Annotated in this window: 19 protein-coding genes; 10 read left to right on the forward strand and 9 right to left on the reverse strand. The window is 35.9% G+C overall.

What is annotated here, in order from left to right; all coding sequences use genetic code 11:
- The first annotated feature begins 34 nt into the window (after nucleotides 1-34).
- Genes NHF50_RS03710 through NHF50_RS03730 form a run of 5 tightly spaced genes read left to right on the forward strand, consistent with a single transcriptional unit; the run spans nucleotide 35 to nucleotide 4,566 of the window.
- Complete coding sequence (locus tag NHF50_RS03710; protein ID WP_252775104.1) at nucleotides 35-1,816, forward strand: tetratricopeptide repeat protein; 1,782 nt, start codon at nucleotides 35-37, stop codon at nucleotides 1,814-1,816.
- Between the two features lie 9 nt (nucleotides 1,817-1,825).
- Nucleotides 1,826-2,152: a DUF4286 family protein gene (locus NHF50_RS03715; protein ID WP_109568401.1), complete on the forward strand. Its 327-nt coding sequence runs from the start codon at nucleotides 1,826-1,828 to the stop codon at nucleotides 2,150-2,152.
- A gap of 34 nt (nucleotides 2,153-2,186) precedes the next feature.
- Entirely contained in the window at nucleotides 2,187-2,966 is a 780-nt protein-coding gene (rsmA, locus tag NHF50_RS03720) for a 16S rRNA (adenine(1518)-N(6)/adenine(1519)-N(6))-dimethyltransferase RsmA (RefSeq protein ID WP_109568402.1), read from the forward strand.
- Nucleotides 2,956-4,308 carry a magnesium transporter gene (gene mgtE / locus NHF50_RS03725; RefSeq protein ID WP_252775105.1) on the forward strand — a complete coding sequence of 451 codons (1,353 nt, stop codon included), beginning with the start codon at nucleotides 2,956-2,958 and terminating at the stop codon, nucleotides 4,306-4,308. The genes rsmA and mgtE overlap by 11 nt, the downstream gene beginning before the upstream one ends.
- A gap of 9 nt (nucleotides 4,309-4,317) precedes the next feature.
- Entirely contained in the window at nucleotides 4,318-4,566 is a 249-nt protein-coding gene (locus tag NHF50_RS03730) for a hypothetical protein (RefSeq protein ID WP_252775106.1), read from the forward strand.
- Here NHF50_RS03730 and NHF50_RS03735 read toward each other — a convergent pair whose 3' ends face one another.
- Nucleotides 4,567-5,835, reverse strand: a complete 1,269-nt coding sequence (locus NHF50_RS03735) for a DUF4010 domain-containing protein (RefSeq protein ID WP_109568405.1) — start codon at nucleotides 5,833-5,835, stop codon at nucleotides 4,567-4,569.
- Between the two features lie 126 nt (nucleotides 5,836-5,961).
- Nucleotides 5,962-8,160, reverse strand: a complete 2,199-nt coding sequence (recQ, locus tag NHF50_RS03740) for a DNA helicase RecQ (protein ID WP_109568406.1) — start codon at nucleotides 8,158-8,160, stop codon at nucleotides 5,962-5,964.
- 83 nt (nucleotides 8,161-8,243) lie between these two features.
- On the opposite strand from recQ, the gene NHF50_RS03745 reads away from it, so the two are divergent.
- The 4 genes from NHF50_RS03745 (at nucleotide 8,244) to lptB (ending at nucleotide 11,305) form a co-directional block, all read left to right on the forward strand.
- Nucleotides 8,244-9,209 carry an SIS domain-containing protein gene (locus NHF50_RS03745; RefSeq protein ID WP_170108162.1) on the forward strand — a complete coding sequence of 322 codons (966 nt, stop codon included), beginning with the start codon at nucleotides 8,244-8,246 and terminating at the stop codon, nucleotides 9,207-9,209.
- On the forward strand, nucleotides 9,209-10,039 hold the full coding sequence (gene tatC, locus NHF50_RS03750; RefSeq protein ID WP_109568407.1) for a twin-arginine translocase subunit TatC: 831 nt from the start codon (nucleotides 9,209-9,211) through the stop codon (nucleotides 10,037-10,039). The genes NHF50_RS03745 and tatC overlap by 1 nt, the downstream gene beginning before the upstream one ends.
- Nucleotides 10,040-10,042: 3 nt before the next feature.
- Complete coding sequence (locus NHF50_RS03755) at nucleotides 10,043-10,390, forward strand: carboxymuconolactone decarboxylase family protein (RefSeq protein ID WP_109568408.1); 348 nt, start codon at nucleotides 10,043-10,045, stop codon at nucleotides 10,388-10,390.
- A gap of 96 nt (nucleotides 10,391-10,486) precedes the next feature.
- A complete protein-coding gene (gene lptB, locus NHF50_RS03760) occupies nucleotides 10,487-11,305 on the forward strand; it encodes an LPS export ABC transporter ATP-binding protein (protein ID WP_109568409.1) in 819 nt (272 codons plus the stop codon).
- A gap of 55 nt (nucleotides 11,306-11,360) precedes the next feature.
- On the opposite strand, the gene NHF50_RS03765 is transcribed toward lptB, so the two are convergent.
- From NHF50_RS03765 to NHF50_RS03795, 7 genes are all read right to left on the reverse strand, one after another.
- Nucleotides 11,361-12,044, reverse strand: a complete 684-nt coding sequence (locus tag NHF50_RS03765) for a lycopene cyclase domain-containing protein (protein WP_252775107.1) — start codon at nucleotides 12,042-12,044, stop codon at nucleotides 11,361-11,363.
- On the reverse strand, nucleotides 12,044-12,493 hold the full coding sequence (locus tag NHF50_RS03770; protein ID WP_252775108.1) for a sterol desaturase family protein: 450 nt from the start codon (nucleotides 12,491-12,493) through the stop codon (nucleotides 12,044-12,046). The genes NHF50_RS03765 and NHF50_RS03770 overlap by 1 nt, the downstream gene beginning before the upstream one ends.
- Nucleotides 12,490-13,329, reverse strand: coding sequence for a phytoene/squalene synthase family protein (locus NHF50_RS03775; protein WP_252775109.1), 840 nt, complete (start codon nucleotides 13,327-13,329; stop codon nucleotides 12,490-12,492). The genes NHF50_RS03770 and NHF50_RS03775 overlap by 4 nt, the downstream gene beginning before the upstream one ends.
- Complete coding sequence (locus NHF50_RS03780) at nucleotides 13,326-14,792, reverse strand: NAD(P)/FAD-dependent oxidoreductase (RefSeq protein ID WP_252775110.1); 1,467 nt, start codon at nucleotides 14,790-14,792, stop codon at nucleotides 13,326-13,328. The genes NHF50_RS03775 and NHF50_RS03780 overlap by 4 nt, the downstream gene beginning before the upstream one ends.
- Before the next feature lie 66 nt (nucleotides 14,793-14,858).
- Nucleotides 14,859-15,728, reverse strand: a complete 870-nt coding sequence (locus NHF50_RS03785) for a MerR family transcriptional regulator (protein WP_252775111.1) — start codon at nucleotides 15,726-15,728, stop codon at nucleotides 14,859-14,861.
- A 71-nt stretch (nucleotides 15,729-15,799) separates the two neighbouring features.
- On the reverse strand, nucleotides 15,800-16,648 hold the full coding sequence (locus NHF50_RS03790) for a glycoside hydrolase family 25 protein (RefSeq protein WP_252775112.1): 849 nt from the start codon (nucleotides 16,646-16,648) through the stop codon (nucleotides 15,800-15,802).
- On the reverse strand, nucleotides 16,648-17,385 hold the full coding sequence (locus NHF50_RS03795; RefSeq protein WP_252775113.1) for a phosphatidylcholine/phosphatidylserine synthase: 738 nt from the start codon (nucleotides 17,383-17,385) through the stop codon (nucleotides 16,648-16,650). Before NHF50_RS03795 ends, NHF50_RS03790 begins: the two co-directional genes overlap by 1 nt.
- 106 nt (nucleotides 17,386-17,491) lie before the next feature.
- On the opposite strand from NHF50_RS03795, the gene NHF50_RS03800 reads away from it, so the two are divergent.
- Nucleotides 17,492-18,568 (forward strand): PorV/PorQ family protein, encoded by a 1,077-nt coding sequence (locus NHF50_RS03800; protein ID WP_146193357.1) that lies wholly within the window; start codon nucleotides 17,492-17,494, stop codon nucleotides 18,566-18,568.
- The last annotated feature ends 7 nt before the right edge of the window (nucleotides 18,569-18,575 follow it).

Here is an 18,575-nt window from a genome sequence, read left to right on the forward strand (position 1 = left end):
AAATATGTTAACTTAGTGCATTATTTATTTTAGTATGCAAAAAGCCATTTTCACTTTCTTCCTTTTGTTTCAGTTGGTTGCCTTTTCCCAAAACGATCAATTGGCTTTAGATTATTTTGAGAAAGGCGAATTCGACAAAGCGCTTACGTTACTGGAACCTTTAGCCGAAAAACAACCTTCAAACAGCTTTTATTTTGACAAAGTTCTTTTTTGCTATCAGCAATTGCAACAATATGACAAAGCCGGCGAATTAATTGCTAAAAGAAGTAAAAGATACTTTCAACCGTATTTATTTATTGAAGAAGGATACAACTGGCAACTTCAGAAACAGGAAAACAAAGCACATAAAAAATACGAAGAAGCCTTAAAGTCCATCGAAGACAATCCTAATTATGCCTACCAGATAGGAAGTGCATTTGATAAAAAAGTTCTACCGGAATGGGCTTTAAAAGCCTATCAAAAAGGTCAGGAATTAAATCCGAACTTAAATTTTGACTATCAGATCGCATTACTTTACGGACAAATGGGACAACTGGATGAGATGACAAATAAATTACTGGACTATGCTTATCATAAAAAAGAAAGTGCTGTTCAGGTACAAAGCTATCTGACTCGTTTTTTGATCGATGAAGCAAACGAATCTTTCAGCAATAGCTTAAAAAAGGCACTTATTATCCGTACACAAAAAAATCCGGATATTTTCTGGAATGAATTTTTAAGCTGGTATTATGTTCAGCAAAAAGATTACGGAAAAGCATTTATTCAGGAAAAAGCCGTTTTTAAAAGAGATCCGGAATCCTTATACAATATCATTTCATTGGCTAAAATGGCTGTTGAAGATCAACAAACAACAGAAGCTACTTCAATGTTCGAGTTTATCTTGGCAAATACCCAAAATACCTCTTTACAGGTTGAAGCCGAGCATTTTTTAATGCAATCTAAAATTGATTCTGCCGATAAAAAGGAATATCCTGCTCTTGCCGAAGAGATGGACTTACTACTTAAAAAATACGGTTTTACACCTTACACTTTAGACCTGCAAATTCTGACTGCTCATTTTGAAACTTTTTACAGAAATGATGCTTCGTCCGGAATTGCTCTTCTGCAAAAGTCGTTGGAATTACCTCTGAACACCAGACAGTCTTCTAAAATTAAAATGGAGTTAGCCGATATTTTCTTATATGACGAGAAATTCAATCAGGCTATTTTGTATTACGCACAGATTGAAGACAATTTAAAGAATGACGAAATGGCGCATCAGGCCAGTATGAAAATGGCAAAAGCCAATTATTATAAGAAAGATTTTGACTGGGCATTGCAAAATGTAAAAATGTTAAAACAATCGCCAAGCTTATTAATTGCTAATGATGCATTGGAACTATTCCTGCTCATTCAGGACAACTCTTCCACAGAAGACAGCACTCACATTGCATTACAAGCTTTTTCAGAAGCTGACCTCAAATTATATCAAAACAAAAAAGCCGACGCCCTACAAGGTTTTCTACAAATTTTAGAACGGCACAAAGGAGAAGAAATCGAAGGAGCAACCTTGATGAAAATCGGACAGATTTATCAGGACTTTAAAAATTACGACAAAGCTTTAGTTTATTACAATACTATCTTAACAGAGCACAAAGACGGGGTTTATATAGACGAAGCTTTATTTTTCTCTGCAGAACTTTATAATAAATTCCTAAGCGATCCCGAACAGGCAAAAGCATTTTACGAAAAAATAATTTTTGAGCATCAGGACAGTATTTATTATACTGATGCCAGACGACAGTATAGAATTTTAAGAGGTGATACTAATATTTAGCAAAACAATATGATTATATACAACGTTACTATCAATATAGACGAAACCGTACACCACCAATGGTTAGACTGGATGAAAAACAAGCATATTCAAGATGTTTTGGCAACCGGTTTATTCACCAATGCCAGAATGGTTAAAGTCTTAGTGGAAGAAGAAATGGGCGGAACTACCTACTCTATTCAATATTTTTGTCCAACCAGAGAGAATCTGGATCTTTATTACAAAGAACACGCTCCGAGATTGCGTCAGGAAGGTTTTGAACTTTTCGGTGACAAAATGTTGTCTTTCAGAACAGAGTTGGAAGTCATGAACGAATTTTTCTCTGAAAGCAACTAAAAAAACTTCCTTTATTCACCATTAAACAAAATAAATGGACAAAGTCAGAGCCAAAAAGCACCTTGGGCAACATTTTTTGACAGATGAAAATATAGCCAAAAACATAGCCGACACACTTACATTAAACGGGTATCAAAAAGTATTGGAGATAGGTCCTGGTATGGGTGTATTAACAAAATATTTGTTAGAAAAGCCTATAGAAACTTTTGTTATTGAGATCGATACGGAATCTGTAACGTACTTAGAAACACACTACCCTAAATTGCAAGGGCATATCATTTCTAAGGATTTCCTGAAGTATAATATTAATGAAGTTTTCCAGAACGAACCTTTTGCTATCATAGGGAATTATCCATATAACATTTCTTCCCAAATTGTTTTCAGAACATTGGAAATGCGCGATCAGATCCCTGAATTTTCAGGAATGTTCCAAAAAGAGGTTGCCGAACGCATTTGCGAAAAAGCAGGCAGTAAGACTTACGGCATTCTTTCAGTATTGACTCAGGCTTTTTACGAGGCAGACTATTTATTCACCGTACCGGAACATGTTTTTAATCCGCCTCCGAAAGTAAAATCAGGTGTTTTACGTTTGATCCGTAAAGAAAATTATCATTTACCTTGTGATGAAAAATTATTTTTCTCTGTAGTTAAACAAGCCTTTAACCAAAGAAGAAAAACACTTCGAAACAGCTTAAAAAGCTTTATTAATTCTGATAATTTAAAAGAAGATAGTATCTTTGACCTGCGCCCGGAGCAACTTCCGGTGGAACAATTCATTGAACTCACTCAAAAAATAGCTGCCTATGGAGTTTAAAATCAGCAGAGAGCTTATTCACGAACTTGAAGTTTTAATTCAAGAAAATAAAGAGCAAGAAGTTTTTCACTTGCTTAAAGATATGCACTATGCTGATGTCGCCGAAATCATGGAAGAACTGGATGATTATGGCGCTATTTATGTTTTCAACACTTTAGATTCTGAAAAAACAGCCGAGATCTTACTGGAACTTGACGAAGAAGTAAGGATTAAAATTCTGAAAAGCCTTTCGGCTAAAGAGATTGCTGATGAGCTGGACGAATTAGACACTGACGATGCCGCCGATATCATTGCTGAATTACCTCAGGAGAAAAAAGAACAGGTAATATCAGAGCTGGAAGATGTTGAACATGCTAAAGATATTGTTGACTTATTACGCTATGACGAAGATTCTGCCGGTGGATTGATGGCAAAAGAACTCGTAAAAGTCAATGAGAACTGGAATGTTCTAACTTGTGTAAAAGAAATGCGTGCTCAGGCAGAAAATGTTACCCGAGTACATTCGATCTATGTCGTAGATGATGAAGGTCGCTTAAAAGGCCGCCTTTCCTTAAAAGATTTACTAACCACTTCTACTAAAACACCTATCAGCGAGGTATACATTCCCAAAGTAGACTATGTTAAAGTGGATACTGAAGGTGTGGAAGTTGCCCGTATTATGCAAAAATATGACTTGGAAGCTATCCCTGTAGTTGATGAATTGGGACGATTAGTAGGACGCATTACCATTGATGACATTGTAGACGTTATCAAGGAAGAAGCTGATAAAGATTACCAATTAGCTGCGGGTATCTCACAAGACGTAGAAGCTGATGATAGCATTTCAGAGTTAACCAAAGCACGCTTACCATGGTTGGTTCTGGCTTTATCCGGAAGTTTTATAGCCGTTAAGATTGCCAGTACTTTTCAAGGAGCAATGAATGATTTTCCGGTAGTATTCTTCTTTACGCCGCTTATTGCTGCCATGGCCGGAAATGTAGGCGTTCAATCTTCTGCCATCATTGTTCAAGGTTTGGCCAACAATTCTTTGAGTGGTTCCCTTTGGAAACGTTTAATTAAAGAGTTGCTTCTGAGTTTATTGAATGGTCTTTTTTTAGCTGTTTTATTACTAATAGGTAGTCATTTTATTATCGGGGTCGATTATCTAGTTGGTTTTACAGTAGCTATTTCATTAGTTTCCGTCATTATTTTAGCAGCATTAATCGGGACTTTTATTCCGATAACGTTAAACCGCTTCGGCATTGATCCGGCTTTAGCTACCGGACCGTTTATTACCACAAGCAACGATATTTTCGGGATCTTGATCTACTTTTCCATTGCTAAAATCATTTTAGGTTTTTAAACTTTAATTATGAACAGAAAAATAAAATTAATCTGGGATTTCAGAGGTCCGGCTGCCGCCAAAACTGCCGAACATCACGATATTCACCTAAAAGAGTTTCTGGAACAAGAGAACTACAGCTTACAAATTACCGGTTTTGAGATTATAAATGAAATGTATGCGACCGCTTTTCTGGTAGTTGAAGAAAAAGATATGATCGCATTCCGCGATAGTTTAAAACCACACAGGGGTGAGGTTTATATTGAACCAGAGGCATAATCAATACGTATACAATAATAGTATTGCTGCAATATTAAAAAGTAATACAACGCCAAAGCCTTTCAAAACCCATTTCTTTGTTCCTTCACCACTTAAAAACCAGGCATAGCCCAACTTTATAATATTATTTCCGACAATAGCCTGAAGGGTTGCTGCCAACAAAGCATGGCTAGTCACATCATAATGTCCCTGAAATAAATTCAACAGAAAAGGATCAATATCTGTAAACCCAACTATAATGGACAGTCCGTTTAGTCCTTGCTGCCCGAAATGAGTAATAGAAAACTGAGTAATAGCCGAAAACAACACATACAACAGTGAAAAAACTACAGCTACTTTAAATTCTAACGGATTGCGATCATCTAATATGGGCTGAGAGGCTGAAACTTCATCTTTCCCTGATCTATACATCCAAAAACCGACAGTTAGTGTTACCCCAAACAAGACAATAAAATAAGGCAATGCTTTTAGCGCCAAAGCAACATTAAAAATAACGATCAGGATATAAATGCGTAAAAACATCATAGCTGTTGCCATTACAATTGTAGCTGCGTATGTTTTAGGTTGTCTTCCTGTTTCTTTGCTTTTCTTCGCTAAAATGATCGTACTGGCCGTACTACTATACAAACCACCTAAAATACCGGTAAGCAGAAGTCCCGCTTTAGGAAAAGCATATTTGCGCAACAAATAACTTAGATATGAAATTGCTGATACTACTACTACTGCTAACCAGATATTATAAGGAGATACAGGAAGCCAGTCCAATCCTGTTTCTTTGGGTAACAGCGGTAACACGACTCCTGTTATAATAATGAATTTTGCCAGCGTAATGAACTCCTCCGAATCAATCTCATCGCTAAAATCCTGTAACGGCTTTTTTATCTGGGCTAAAATAATAACTGCTACAAAAAACAATAATGAAAACCAATGCGGATTTTTCAACAAGATCAGTGAAAAAGAATACGTAATTAATCCCAATATCACTGTTGTCAGCCCGTAACGTCCTTCTATCTTAATCTTTTGGAAATAGTAAATCGCAAGAAAAACCCCGACCATGACAAAACCGACCAAAAAAGGAATCAGTGTTTCTTTATCGGCTAACAAAAGTAAAAACCCTAATACTCCGATGAACGCAAATGTTCTGTCTGTACCGAAGGTTTGTTTCTCTTTCGGAAATCTTTTTCTTTGCTCTAAACCGATACTCAAAGAAAATAACACAACGAGAACAAACTCAATTAAAGTTTGAGGAATCCAGTTTTCTACTTCCATTTATTATGACTTAAAATGTATTCCCGTAAAGTTACAAAGTTTTTACAGACAAAACTTTGTACAACAAAAAACGCAAAGTCTCTGACTTTGCGTTTCATTAAAGTTATCTTTTAAAATCGCATGAATCTAATTAGCTACTTCACTAATAAATTTGATACGCATTAATCGAAGTTCTTCTGTATCATAATCCCCGTCAAATTCTTTTAAAGCATCTTTAATATTATCCGACTCTGATTCCATAAAGTAATCGTGTATCTCTTCTTGTTGATCTTCATCTAAAATCTCATCAACCCAATAGCTAATGTTCAGCTTAGTTCCGGAATAAACAATTTGCTCCATTGCCTTTAATAACTCCTCCATTTCCAGTCCTTTTGCCTTAGCAATATCATCCAAGCCTAATTTTTTATCCACGCTCTGAATAATATACAATTTCAATGCAGAATTTGTCCCTGTCGATTTTACGACCAAGTCATCTGGTCTTATAATATCATTCTCATCTACATAACGCGCAATTAAAGCTACAAATTCTTTTCCGTATTTCTTAGCTTTTCCTTCTCCTACGCCATGAATATTACTCAATTCATCAATAGACACCGGATATTTAAGCGACATATCTTCTAAGGAAGGATCCTGAAAAACCACAAACGGAGGTACCCCCAGTTTTTTAGCTACTTTTTTACGTAACTCTTTCAACATATTCATCAGTGCTTCATCAGTTGTTCCTGAAGATTTTGAGGTCGACACTACATTTTCTTCTTCATTTTCACTGTATTCGTGATCTTCCGACATCATAAAAGAAATCGGATTTTCAATAAATTCTTTCCCCTTATCTGTAAGTTTAATTACACCGTATGATTCAATATCTTTTTTAATATAACCGGCAACCAGAACCTGACGAATCAATGCCATCCAGAACCTCTCATCAAAATCAGATCCTTTTCCGAAAAGCGGATTGGCATCAATCTTATGCGATTTAATAACCGCATTGATCTTTCCGAGTAATGTCAGGATAATTTCTTTGGATTTAAACAATTCCTTTGTCTCACGTATTACTTCTAACAGAAGTTTCACCTGATCCTTAGCCTCTACTTTTTTCTTTGGATTGCGAACATTGTCGTCCATATCCGCTCCCTCTCCGTTCACTTCATCAAATTCTTCTCCGAAATAGTGTAATAAATATTTTCTTCTGGACATGGAGGTTTCTGCATAAGCAACTACCTCTTGTAGCAATGCATAACCAATTTCCTGTTCGGCAACCGGTTTTCCGGCCATGAATTTTTCCAGTTTTTCAATATCTTTATACGAATAATAGGCTAAACAATATCCCTCGCCTCCGTCGCGCCCTGCACGACCGGTTTCCTGATAATAACTTTCTAGTGATTTCGGAATATCATGATGAATAACATAGCGTACATCCGGTTTATCTATTCCCATTCCAAATGCAATCGTTGCTACAACCACATCTACATCTTCCATTAGAAACATATCCTGATGCTTAGCGCGTGTTTTAGCATCCAGTCCTGCATGATAAGGAACGGCACTGATCCCGTTTACCTGGAGCAATTGTGCTATATCTTCAACTTTTTTTCGGCTTAAACAATAAATAACACCCGATTTCCCTTTGTGTTGTTTAATAAAACGAATGATATCAGCTTCTACATTCTTCGTTTTAGGTCGCACTTCGTAAAACAAATTCGGACGATTAAAAGAAGCCTTAAATACATTCGCATCCGGCATGTCCAAATTTTTCAGAATGTCTTCCTGAACTTTCGGTGTAGCAGTAGCTGTTAATCCGATAATCGGCACATTATCTCCCAATTGACGGATAATGTTTTTAAGATTTCGGTATTCCGGTCTAAAATCGTGTCCCCATTCTGAAATACAATGCGCTTCATCTATGGCAACAAAGGAAATGTTTACTTCATTAAAAAATTGGATATACTCTTCTTTAGTTAAAGATTCGGGAGCAACATATAGCAGTTTGGTTACTCCTGAGGTAATATCACTTTTTACCTGATTTACTTCTGTTTTGGTTAACGAAGAATTAAGCACATGTGCCACACCGGGCTCAGAACTTAAACTTCTAATAGCATCAACCTGATTTTTCATCAAGGCAATTAATGGAGAAACAACAATCGCTGTTCCATCAAGCACAAGTGCCGGTAATTGGTAACACAACGACTTACCACCACCTGTCGGCATGATTACAAAAGTATTATGTCCGTTTATGATACTGTTAACAACTTGTTCTTGTAGTCCTTTAAATTGGTTAAACCCGAAATATTTTTTTAATTCTTTGTGTAAATCAATTTCGTTCGGTTTCATTCTCTATTAATATGTTTTTACATAAATTTGCAATTATAAAGATACAATTTTCTTTAAAAGAACAAAACAATAATTAACACATTTTGAACACAACTACCACAATACTAGAATCTGCTAAAAAAACCATATTAGAAGAGAGTGAAGCCATTTCTGAATTAGCGAATTACTTAACGGAAGACTTTGCTATTTCAGTTCAGAAAATCTACGAAACTAAAGGTCGGCTAGTCGTAACGGGAATTGGTAAAAGTGCCATTATTGCTCAGAAAATAGTGGCAACTTTAAACTCAACCGGAACGCCTTCCTTATTTTTGCATGCTGCTGAAGCCGTTCATGGCGATTTAGGGATGGTTCAACCTGGCGATATCACTATTTGTATCTCTAAAAGTGGAAATAGTCCTGAAATCAAAGTTTTAGTTCCGCTTTTAAAACGACATGGTAATATCTTGATCGGAATGACGTCTGATAAAAACTCTTTTTTAGGTAAAGAATCACACTTCATTTTGCATGCTCACGTTGCTAAAGAAGCCTGTCCAAATAATTTAGCTCCTACAAACAGTACAACAGCCCAGTTGGTTTTAGGAGATGCTTTGGCTGTTGCCTTAATGGAGCTTCGCAACTTTAAAAGTGAAGATTTTGCTTTATACCATCCGGGTGGAGCATTGGGTAAAAAATTATTGCTACGGGTTCAGGATATGCTGGATGCAACTCACAGACCACAGGTTTCTTCTGATGCTCCTATCAAACAGGTTATTGTAGAAATTTCAGAAAAACGCTTAGGAGTAACAGCGGTCGTTGATCAGAATAAAGTTGTGGGAATCATTACAGATGGTGATATCAGACGAATGCTAAACACAAATGATACATTCAACCATTTAAAAGCCTCAGACATTATGACTAAAAATCCAAAACATATTGCCTCTGATATTTTGGTAGCAGACGCATTAAATATTTTAGAGAACAATGCCATTACTCAATTAATCGTTATTGATAACGGCGAGTACAAAGGCGTTTTACACTTACATGACATCCTAAAAGAAGGCATCGTATAATGGCAAATAAAAATCTTAGCGAAATGTCGTTTTTAGACCATCTGGAAGAATTAAGATGGTTACTGATCAGAAGTACACTTGCTGTAATAATATGTGCTGCTATAGCCTTTTTCTTCAGTGATTTTATCTTTGATCAGATCATTTTCGGACCTAAAAATCCGGATTTTATAACGTATCATATTTTTTGCGATCTGTCTCAAAAATTCGGTTTAAGCGGTGATTTCTGTGTTACTGAAATTCCTATCCGTATACAGAGTCGCGAAATGGGCGGTCAATTCTCCGCTCACATGTGGACATCTATAACAGCAGGGTTTATCATCGGGTTCCCTTTTATTTTATGGGAATTTTGGAAATTCATTAGTCCTGCCTTATATGAGAATGAGAAGAAATATGCAAGAGCTTTTGTTATTGTAGCTTCGCTATTATTCTTTTCCGGCGTCCTTTTCGGTTATTTTTTAATAGCACCGTTATCTGTAAACTTTTTAGCGAATTATAATGTCAGTAAAGAGATCTTTAATGACATTGACCTTTCTTCATACATCAGTTTGTTGCGTTCCTCCACAGTAGCCAGCGGATTGCTTTTTGAATTACCTATTATTATTTACTTCCTGACTAAAATTGGTTTGGTTACTCCGAAATTCTTAAGAGAGTATCGAAAATACACCCTTATTATTGTTCTGATTCTTTCTGCAATTATAACGCCTCCGGATGTATTGAGCCAAGTTATCGTTGCTGTTCCGATCATGATTTTATACGAAATCAGTATTTTGATCAGTTCCGTTGTAGTCAAAGGAATAGAAAGTAAAAACCAAGAACTAAAAAAATATTAAAAAATGGCAGATCCGGTAAAAGAATTTAACGAGTATCGTTCCAAAATGAACGAAAAGTTACTGGCAGACAACAATAAAATCGTAAAGCGAATTTTTAATCTGGATACCAATGCATATATGGAAGGTGCTTTGGACGTAAAGACCAAAGAACTATTAGGTTTGGTAGCTTCAGCTGTTCTGCGTTGTGATGATTGTATTAAATACCATTTAGAGACCAGTTACAAAAACGGCATTACGAAAGAGGAAATGATGGAAGCTATGGGAATAGCCACCTTAGTAGGAGGCACAATTGTAGTTCCGCATTTAAGAAGGGCTTACGAATTCTGGGAAGCTCTGGAAGAGTCTAAATAATTGTTAATTCGCTTATTTGTTTAAGCGTTTATTTGTTAATTTGCTAACTAATAGCCACATGTAACCTTTTCTTTGTTACTGAGCAACTAAAAAAATATGAAATTAAGAGCTGATCACTTAGTCAAAACTTATAAAAAAAGAACTGTTGTAAAAGGGATTTCCGTTGAAGTTAATCAAGGAGAAATTGTGGGATTGTTAGGTCCTAATGGTGCCGGAAAAACCACCTCTTTTTATATGATCGTCGGATTGGTAAAGCCTAACAGCGGGAACATCTATCTCGACAACATGGATATTACGCATTTCCCGATGTACAAAAGGGCTCAAAACGGGATCGGTTATCTGGCTCAGGAAGCTTCGGTTTTCAGAAAGCTAAGTATTGAGGACAATATTATGAGCGTTCTGCAATTAACCGATCTTTCGAAAGCAGAACAAGAGGCTAAAATGGAAGCTTTAATTGATGAATTTTCATTACAACACATCCGTACTAATCGTGGTGACCTGCTTTCGGGAGGAGAACGTCGTCGTACAGAAATTGCACGTGCTCTGGCTACTGACCCTAAATTTATCTTATTAGATGAGCCTTTTGCGGGGGTCGATCCTGTTGCTGTAGAAGATATTCAGCGAATTGTAGCCCAACTGAAAAATAAAAACATCGGTATTTTGATTACCGATCACAATGTTCAAGAAACATTAGCCATTACTGATAAAACGTATTTGATGTTTGAAGGCGGTATCTTAAAAGCCGGAAAACCGGAAGAATTAGCAGAAGACGAAGTAGTGCGTCGGGTTTATTTAGGTCAGAACTTTGAACTTCGCCGTAAAAAAATTGATTTTGACGCTCCAAAAACTACTGTAGTTCACGGAAAAGGAGATCTTAACCTGAAGAACGAATCAGAAGAACAAGAAAATAAATAAAAAGAAAACCCCAATCAATTCTGAATTGGGGTTTTTCTATAATTAAGAAAACTAACTAATGCCGATTTTTTCTAAGGTATTGGAATCCGTCGAGAACTAAAGCAATTAACAAGAACCCGTAAAACATATCCTCAAAAGGTATAGTTCCCAAACGAAGAGCCATATTCTCTTCATTATTATACCAAACTACGGGAGCATCTATCCAACTACCTGTTAAAATTCCGTTTACCACAAAAAAGAAAACCAAGGTTACTGCATAAGAAACATAATATCTCCCCAAATAGGTTTTCCTGTAAACATGATAAACCAGATACAATAGCAACAACCCGAACGTTGATAGCGTATACCAGCGATCATAATATTGCCCTAACAGAACAATTGACAGAATAATAAGCAAATACGTAATGTATTTATGTATTTTATACAAGGGATCTTTTTTCAGGAGATAATCCAGCGAAAAAAAGATAAAGACACTCGAATAAGGAATACACAAAAAAAACAAAACTTCTTCTAACGGAAGCGTAAAAACTTTTATACCGGTCAAATAACGTTCGTTAAACCCCCAAACTCCTATTTTTGTAAAATAAGCATCCCAAATCAAAAAAAGGATTCCCACGATCATCAGAGACGGAAAAAGATACTTCCAACGCTTATAGTAGGCGTGTTTCGGATAGAAACTTGCCATAAACGGAATAGACAGTGTTGCCAAATCGATTATGAGATACAAATAATGCTCCATTACATTGAAAAATATTTTTTGGGTACATACAACATTCCGAAACATTCCCCCTGCTCTTTCCCTAAGTGCTTGTGATGTACTTTATGTGCTTTCCGCAAACCTATCAAATATTTATTTTTAGTATACTTAAACCATTTAAAACGTTGATGGATCAAGACATCATGAACTAAAAAATAAGCAATTCCATAAAAAAGAATTCCTAATGCAACAAAAAATAATAGGTTGAGCCCCGGATGTATACCAAAATAAAAAAGAGCGATACTTGGGATCGCAAAAATGACAAAAAAAGCATCATTCTTTTCAAATACTCCCTGATATTTAGGCTGATGATGATCTTCATGCAAGTACCATAAAAACCCGTGCATTACATATTTATGTGTACACCAAGTAACGATTTCCATAAGCAGAAAAGTTACTATAGTTGCCAATATATATACTAAAACCATCATACAATTAAATTCAATTGGTAACGCAAATATGATTTTCCTAAAATCAATAATTTCAAAGGGTCTGATACTCGGATTCGTTTTCTCAAAAACTCATTCGGTTGGGTTTCTCCTATCTTTTTCAACAAACTTTTATAATAACGAAAAGCGGTATAGACTCCGAACTTAGCTTCAACCGGCAATTGCAAAATACCTTTGTACGCCACCTCAAAGTCGGCATTGATCTCCGCGACGATTTTCTTTTTATTTGCTTCTGTCAACGCATTAAAATCAACTCCCGGAAAGTAAACTCTTCCTAAATTTTCATAATCGTATTTCAAATCGCGAAGAAAATTAACTTTTTGAAAAGCCGAACCTAATTTCATAGCACTTGTCTTTAAAGCCTCATATCTTTGCTCGTCTCCTTTTACAAAAACTTTCAAACACATTAAGCCCACCACATCTGCTGAACCGTAAATGTAGTCTTCATACTCGGCTATTGAAGTATATTCTTTCTTCGTCAAGTCCATTCGCATACTCTCTAAGAACGGTACTACCAAATCTTTCAAATCGTACTGATGAACCACGCTCTGAAAAGCATTCAATACCGGATTCAGACTGATCTTTCGCTCTAAAGCTTTTTCATATTCGGCTTCAAATTCGTTTAAAAGTAATTCCTGTTCATAGCCTTCAAACGAATCAACAATTTCATCTGCACAACGCACAAAACCATAAATAGCATAAATATCATCCCGTATCTCGGGCGCTAACATTTTAATAGCTAAAGAAAACGAAGTACTGTAAGTATTCGTTATTTTTTTACTGCATTCCAAAGATGCTACGTCAAACAATGCTTTCATAACCCAATTTCTTTTCTGATTTTTTCACTTGCAATTTTTCCCGATATCAATGAGGGGGGAACACCCGGTCCGGGAACAGTTAATTGTCCCGTAAAAAATAAATTCTGAACTTTTTTACTCTTTATTTTAGGTCTTAAAAATGCGGTTTGAAACAAAATATTGGCTAAACCGTAGGCATTCCCTTTATAAGAATGATAATCTTGAACAAAATCCTGTATTCCGAATGATTCATAAAACAAAACAGAATCTTTAAGTTCCTGTCCGGTGGTTTGCTCTAAACGGTTCATTAGCATTTCAAAATAATGTGCTCTGATCTCCGGAGAATCTTCTAAGCCCGGTGCAACAGGGATCAAAAATGTAGCTGCTTCTTTTCCTTCGGGAGCAAAAAAGGGATCTGTTTTTGAGGGAAAGCTAGCATAATACAAAGGCTTTTTAGGCCAAGCCGGTGTATCGTAAATTTCTACAGCATGTGGTTCAAAAGGCTCATCAAAGAATAGCGTATGATGTTCTACATTACTGATCTTTTGACTGAAGCCTACATAAAATAACAATGATGAAGGGGCGAAAACTCTCGATTGCCAATATTTTTCGTCATACATTCTAAATTGTTGCGGCAATAACTGTTCGGTATGATGGTAATCTGCGCCGCTTAATACCACATCGGATGCAATGAATTCTCCGTTTACTTCCAGTCCTTTTGCCTTTTTTCCTTCCAGTACAATCCTATTTACTTCAGCTTCACAAACAAAATGAACGCCTAAAGATTGTGCCAATGTGACCATTGCTTCTACAACGGTATACATCCCTTTTGAAGGATGCCAGGTTCCCAAACCAAAATCAGCATAGTTCATAAAATTATAAAACAAAGGCGTATCAGATGGTTTGGCTCCCAGAAATAAAACCGGAAATTCGAGTATCTGCTGTAATTTTTCGCTTTTGAATTCACTTCGTACTTTCTGACTGATCGTTTTAAAGAACTGATGAACTCTGATCATGGTTTCCCAACTTACTAATTCTAAAACAGAATCTCCCGGTTTATAGACCATTTCATTTATAGCAATGTGATAGTTCTTTTGGGCTTGCGCTATAAAATGTCTTAATTTTTCACCGCTTCCTCTTTCTTCTTGTTCAAAAGCGGCAATAATAGTCTCTAAATGATCTGCTATGGTAATACTTTCTTTATTCTTAAAGTAAACTTTATAAGCCGGAGACAAACGGTTGAGCTCATAGTAATCATGAGTTGACATTCCAAAATCATTAAAGAATTTTTCAAAAACATCAGGCATCCAGTACCAAGTTGGCCCCATATCAAAATGAAAACCATCTCGGGATAATCGGCGTGCACGACCTCCTAAGCTTTTGTTTTTCTCAAAAACCACCACTTCAAATCCGGCTTTAGCCAAATAACAACTAGCCGCCAGAGAGGAAAATCCGGAACCAATTATACTTACTTTAGTTTTCAATCTTCAATTATTTTGTTTAACAAAAATAGTAATTTTATTAAACAAAATGAAATAAGGCAAAAAAAATTACACTTGGTGCAACAATTCCTGAATACTCATAAATTGTTGGATTCCAGCATTTAGTTTAGAAATATACTGTGTTTGTTGCCCTAACACCCAAAGCTCATGGGATGTTTCTTTTAATACTAAATCGGAGAATTGCGACAGGTAATTGTCTATTTCTGAAGCAGAAGGTTGTACCGTAAAATAAGATACAAAGACAAGATTCGGATGAATATCAACCATGAACTGCAAATCTTCAACAGGAACACTTTCGCCTAAGAAGACAACTCTATAGTCTCTTTTCAGCAATTGATATTGCAGAAATAATAATCCTAGTTCATGGATCTCATTCAAAGGTAAAAATAAGACAAACAATCGATCCTCTTTTACATCCTTCACTTTAAGGTAAAGGTTTTCCATTTCAAAAAACAATTTTTGCTTTACTAACGAACTGATAAAGTGTTCATGGACCGGTTTTAAGGTCGCTGTTTGCCATAACAAGCCTATTTCGTCTAACAAGGGGATAAAAACATCAAAGAAAATAGCATCAAAAGTTTTAACCTCTTTCAACTGATTATACGCTTTGTGGAATAATTCCGTATCAAAATTGAACATAGCCAGTTTGAACTCTGATAAGGCTAAAGTAGCACTGGTTTTTTGCGAATACGTTTGCTGCACTAACTGAACCAATTGTGATTCGTTCAATTGTGCGATCTTGGATATCTTATATCCGAAACGATTTAAAAAAGCAATATTGAGTAATTTCTGAAGCTCTTCGGAAGTATAAGAACGAACATTGTTCTCGTTTCTATCCGGCGTAAAGATCTCATAGCGTTTTTCCCAAATTCTAATGGTGTGCGCTTTTATTCCGGAAAGATTTTCTAAATCTTTCACACTAAAAATTGTCTTAATATTGTTTAGCATTTTATTTCAAATCATTAAACAAATATAAAACATTTTAAATATTAAGGTTGTGTGTAGCTCATTAATTTAACCACATCCCCGTTAAAAACATTCACATCTACTGTTCCTTCAATACCTTCGATCTTTGCTTTTTCTGTAAATTGCCAGATCAGCCAATGCTCATCCGGATTCTTCCGCCAAAAATTGTAATTAGCGATCCAGAAAGGGTAATCTGAGAATTCTTTTTTCAAAAAGTCGTTGTAGTAACTCTCACCGGTATAAATGATCGGTTTAACTTTGTAATGTTGCTCTACTTTGGTCAACCAACGTTTCAACCCCAGTTTTAACCTTTCTAAAGACTGTGTTTTAGGTAATTTTTCAATATCTAGAACCGGTGGCAGATCGCCTTTCTCTAATTTGACGGTTTTGATAAAATTCTCAGCCTGTTTTATAGAGTTCTCATTAGGTCGGTAATAATGATAGGCACCTCGTAAAAAACCGTTTTCTTTTGACTTTTTCCAATTCCGTCGAAATTTCAGATCCACTTTATCCTGTCCGGCTGTAGCCCTAATAAAAGCAAAGGAAAGCTGAAAAGTATCTTCCAGTACCTGAATATTCTGCCAATCAATGTCTTCTTGGTATTCTGAAACATCAAACCCGAATTCATGATTCGTATGAGAACTCAATACTTCATAAATTCTGATGTCGGCGATCTTTCTGTCTTCATGTGAAAGTTCACTTTTTTTAGCCCTGAATCCTAAATAATATAAAAATCCGTCACGAAAATAGAACCCGAAAGCAGAAACCGTTAAAAAAACAACGACTACAAATAAATAGAAGCCTAATCCTTTAGCCTTTTTTTGTGTCTTTGGCTTGTAATTTCGTGAAGACGTATAATTTCTTTTCGTCATTACTTTGCTTTAGCCACATTAACAACAATCGAAATTAAGATATAAGAAAGAATGATAAGCGGTAGTGCTACTACTTGGAAAAACACTAATAAAACGATGGAAAATAACACAAAACCGATCTGCAATTTACTTTTTTCCCAACTGAATTCTTTTATTTTTAAAGAGAATAATACAATTTCAGCATTCAATAAATAAGTACTAACTAAAGTAATTCCTAACAGGACATAAGGATTGTATAATAAATCGGTTAACCACTGATAATAATCAGCATACTGAATCATCGGAATACTCATGATCAAAAGTGCATTGGCCGGTGTAGGCAACCCGATAAAGTTCTCCGTCTGACGTTCGTCAATATTAAAATTAGCCAATCGGTAAGCGGAAGCTAATGTTATCAAAAAACCTAAATAAGGAACAAATCCCATATAGTAAGTATCATCAGTCAACATATAATCCGGTGCTTCAGCCTGTATAAATTCAAACAACTTAAACATCATAAGTCCGGGAACAACACCACTGGTTACCATATCTGCTAAAGAATCGAGTTGCAATCCCAATTCACTGGAAACATCCAGTTTTCTCGCGGCAAAACCGTCCCAATAGTCAAAAAAGATTCCCAGACACACAAAATAGAAAGCATGATCGTAATATCCGTTGAAGATTTCAACAATGGCTAAAAGGCCGCTTAATAAATTTAACAGCGTAAAAGTATTGGGAATATGTTTTTTAATAGACATAAAAATAGGTTGATTTCTTTATTTTAAGACAAAGATAACACAATAACTTACTACTTTTAAAGTTTAGTATTTAAGATTTTTATTTGATATTTGTAAAAAAAAGAATTTGAAAAGGATTTTACTCTTCTGTATACTTGCCTTATATACATTAACCGGTGTAGGTCAATCCGTTCGAAAATATTCCAACGAATTTCTAAGCATCGGTGTTGATGCTGCTGCTTTAGGTATGAGCAATGCCGTAACAGCTCAAAGTGCTGATGTAAACTCGGGGTATTGGAATCCGGCGGGATTGATGAACATAGAAGATAAACAGTTAGCATTAATGCATGCAAATTATTTTGCGAACATTGCCAAATACGACTATGCTGCCTTTGCGATGCCGATTGACCCGTACAGTGCTGTGGGTATTTCATTGATCCGTTTCGGAGTTGACGATATTATGGACACTACGCAGTTAATCGATAGTCAGGGAAATATTGACTACAATAGAATTTCTCTTTTTTCTACTGCTGATTATGCTTTAACAGTTTCCTATGCCAGAAGTTCTCCTATCGACTATTTGAATTATGGTATCAATGCTAAAGTGATTCACAGGGTCATAGGTGACTTCGCTTCCTCTTGGGGATTCGGTTTTGACCTTGGATTGCAATATATATCTGATGATGAAGACTGGAAATTCGGCTTAATGCTTCGGGATATTACCACAACGTATAATACCTGGACCATAAATGAGGAAAAATATAATGACATTAAAGATGCTGTTCCGGGTGAAAATCAGGAATTACCGGAAACCAGTGAGGTTACACTACCAAAAGCTCAACTGGGAATTGCGAAGAAATATATTATACGGTATGACTATAGTATTACCGGTGCAGCCAACCTGAACATGGAGTTTGCCAGAACAAATGACATCATTTCGACCAATGTTGCCAGTATTGCTCCGGCAGTCGGCTTTGAAGCCGGATATCTGGATCTGATCTTTTTAAGAGGCGGAGTCGGTAATTTTCAAAAGATCACACAAATAGACAATTCAACAAAACTAAGTTTTCAACCGAATTTCGGAGTTGGTTTTAAATACAAAGGAATTGAAATTGATTATGCATTAACTGACTTAGGAAATCAAAGTGATGCCTTGTATTCTAATATTTTCTCTGTAAAGATCGATTTCGGATATTTCAGATAATCCCGGA

This window comes from Flavobacterium sp. NRK F10, assembly GCF_024054235.1.
GTDB classification, from domain to species: Bacteria; Bacteroidota; Bacteroidia; order Flavobacteriales; family Flavobacteriaceae; genus Flavobacterium; species Flavobacterium sediminis.